This window comes from Desulfonatronospira sp., from assembly GCA_003563255.1.
In the GTDB taxonomy this organism is placed as follows: domain Bacteria; phylum Desulfobacterota; class Desulfovibrionia; order Desulfovibrionales; family Desulfonatronovibrionaceae; genus Desulfonatronospira.
In genome coordinates this window covers 1-2,872 of the sequence record PWSL01000315.1, presented here as the reverse complement: position 1 = coordinate 2,872, position 2,872 = coordinate 1, and the positions used below count along the sequence as shown (strand labels likewise).

At 48.9% G+C, this 2,872-nt stretch carries 5 protein-coding genes; all 5 read right to left on the bottom strand.

All coding sequences use genetic code 11. From position 1 onward, the window contains the following. Window positions 1-60 (bottom strand): hypothetical protein (locus QZP87_RS09240; RefSeq protein WP_291322631.1); only part of this gene is annotated, 60 nt, incomplete at its 3' end. Window positions 61-79: 19 nt separating this feature from the next. Then, on the bottom strand, window positions 80-574 hold the full coding sequence (locus QZP87_RS09235; RefSeq protein WP_291322630.1) for a nucleotidyl transferase AbiEii/AbiGii toxin family protein: 495 nt from the start codon (window positions 572-574) through the stop codon (window positions 80-82). After that, complete coding sequence (locus tag QZP87_RS09230; protein ID WP_291322629.1) at window positions 571-1,350, bottom strand: type IV toxin-antitoxin system AbiEi family antitoxin; 780 nt, start codon at window positions 1,348-1,350, stop codon at window positions 571-573. The genes QZP87_RS09235 and QZP87_RS09230 overlap by 4 nt, the downstream gene beginning before the upstream one ends. A 258-nt stretch (window positions 1,351-1,608) precedes the next feature. After that, entirely contained in the window at window positions 1,609-1,866 is a 258-nt protein-coding gene (locus QZP87_RS09225) for a DUF433 domain-containing protein (protein WP_291322628.1), read from the bottom strand. 242 nt (window positions 1,867-2,108) lie between these two features. Further along, on the bottom strand, window positions 2,109-2,872 hold a 764-nt coding region (gene rhuM, locus QZP87_RS09220; protein WP_291322627.1), incomplete at its 5' end, for a RhuM family protein.

Genomic DNA, 2,872 nt, shown 5'->3' with positions numbered 1-2,872 from the left:
GCTTGAGGTGCCAATCTGGCACCTCAAGTTTTTTTCTTCTTCACTGGTCAACTCAAACATGAAATCATCAGGGAAACGATCAATATTTCTGCGAACCTGCCAGTTCATAAGTTAATATTTCTGATGCTCCTTTATGCCAGGAAGATTCAAGAAGCAAAGGCCGTTTGCAGAACCCATACACTGAAAAATGTTCTCTGGAATTTATTTCCACTTTCAGGTTCAGCGGAACATCGTCTTCTGAAATGAAACGATATTTAAAAGTTACCCGCCCCTGGGTCTGTTTCCATACAGGCATCCCAAGCCAGGGAGAAAGCGCGTCTCTGACTCCGTCCATCAGCCCGCCTATTGGGCCTGCCTCGACCTGGACCAGATCAATGTCTTCAGAGTATCGAACAGCAGGAAGATGAAGCTTATACAAAGCCGTACCTCCCCGAAAAGCCAGATTATCTGCAAGAGCAGGATGGTTGAATATCTCTACCAGCGCTCTGGTGATAACCAGATCCTGTTCGATCATGCTGTTGTCCGGCCAGGGAGCGTAGCGCTGCCACTCGGCAATATAAGCCTGGGGTATCAACTCTCAGTCTCCACCACGGTATTGACCAAAAGCCTCCAGCGACTATTGATTTTTGCGCCAGTAGTCCGGGATGAAGGCAAAAGACAGGCATTAACAGGTTCCTTTTCAGCAACCAGCCTGGCAAGAGGGCCGCTTAAGTCTGAATCTCCAACCAGATCCAGCAGATATCCCAGTCGCTGCAGCCAGGATACAGGTGACAGCTTTGCTGTTGCCAGCAGTTTTTCTGCATTAAGGCTTGCAGACAATTCTCCGAGCAAAGTTGCCACGTTATCCAGGCCACCGCATTTTTTTGCATGGCCGACCAAGTCAAAAGCAGTTGCTTCAGGGGTAGATACCCGCAGAAATCCAGAACGAGTATTCCTCTCCTGCACAGGTATCTCATGCGCGTTTTTCCTGACAATAAACTCTACAGCTACAGCCCCGCAGGTAATTTTCCTCCGCGGTTTGGTCACAACAACCTGAAAAACCTGAGGCCGTTGATGGGAAGCTCCGTAGTAGGCAGCAGCAGTAAGAAGGCCGGCATAGTATGTCTGGTCCTGATACTGCATCATGCCCGGTACGAATTGCTCGGCCGGCAGACACCCCCTTGACCGGTATTCAGGCGGAAGTATAACGTAAAATCCGCGCATGGGCATGGCTATATTTTTTTTCCTTTTAAGCCGGTGAAGGGCGGATCGCAGAGCCTGTGAGGACAGGTTTGACCAGTGCTGCACCTCCTTAAATGAAAAATAATAGCGGCCTTCAGATTCCAGTTTTGATATTAATGTGGACAGCATTCGTTCATCCGTATAAATTTTTTGCAGAACTTATCGTTTTTCGAAAAGATATGCAAACAATTTATTATAAACTTGAGCTAGAGCTCAAGCGCACATGACCTCATCCATGTGCATGCGGATGAAATCAGAGGATTCAAAGTCAGCTGCAATTACCGGCAGGCCAGGGCGGCCAGGTCAGGGGGCGTTCCAAGTTTGTGCAGTTGAAGCCGTGCTCGCCCGGCCATTATCAGTTCACTCACAACCAAAGCCGGAATATTCTCATTGGCTGATATCCGCACCTGCTGCTCCTTTTTCAGGGAAAAGGTAAACCCGCTCAGACTTAAGTACCTGTCCAGCACAGGCAAGACAGGCCTGAATATCATCACGTTTCAGGTGATCGTATTCCTTTAGAATCCGTTCAATGGACCATCCGCGCCCCAGAAGATCAACAATGAACTCTACGGAAATACGGGTCCCTTTTATAATCGGCTTGCCGGCCAGGACTTCCGGATCGATGATGATTTCACGCCAGTTCACTAATTTCTCCTTTAATAACATTGTTTCAGCCTCCATGGGCCATGGGGATCTGCAAACCGTCCTGACACATGGGGCATATATAATGCCTGGTAAAAATCCGGATCTTCATTTCAATTGGTCCCGGATTCTCTTTTTTGCTTCCGGCCAGTTTGTGAATCCGGACGATCCTTCTTTATATTCTATTTCCCTCTCCCGCAGGACATCAGCGTGCCAGGATGGAGAAGGAACTGCAACACTGGAAGTCAGGGATGGGCATGAATCAACCTCGTTTGTTCTCTCAAAGCGTGCCGGGGTGATCTGTCGGGCGTCCTGCCCGGCAACAGCAGTGGCCGTTGAGCCTTATTTTCAGGCCTGTTTTGGCTCAGGTAGTTTTTGGCGATGGAGACATCGGATTTCAGGATTTTCCCGTCAGGCGCCTGTTTCCAGCTTGTCAGCCCCATATGTATTTTTTCGGCATCCGCCGAGTCATAGATGATTTCAGCGGCGGTTTTCCCGGTTATGGCCCAGTGCAGTTTGTTCTGCACAGTCGAGAAAAATTCCTGCGTAAGGGGCGCATTTTTGTCGTAATCTGCCGAAAGAGCATAAATATCGGTAATTTTCTGGTAGAACCGGCGCTCGCTGGCCCGGATTTCACGAATCCTCTCCAGAAGCTCATCGAAATAATCTTTACCGAAATGTTTTCCCTGCTTGAGTCGTTCATCATCCAGCACAAACCCCTTGATAATAAATTCCTTGAGTGTTTTGGTCGCCCAGACCCGGAACTGGGTGGCCTGATAGCTGTTGACCCGGTACCCCACGGCAATGATGGCGTCGAGGTTGTAATATTCCAGCTTTCGTTTGACGTTGCGGTTGCCCTCCCGACGAACTGTTTCCAAAATGGAAACAGTTGCCTCCTGCTCCAACTCTCCTGAATCGTAGATGTTGCCAAGGTGTTTGCTGATAGCCGGGACTTCAACGTCGAAAAGTTCTGCGATTGCTTTCTGCGTCATCCAGAAACTTTCATCAT

Coding starts and splice junctions, on each gene's coding strand:
- QZP87_RS09230 (WP_291322629.1), bottom strand. CDS start 1,350: ATGCTGTCCACATTAATATCAAAACTGGAATCTGAAGGCCGCTATTAT.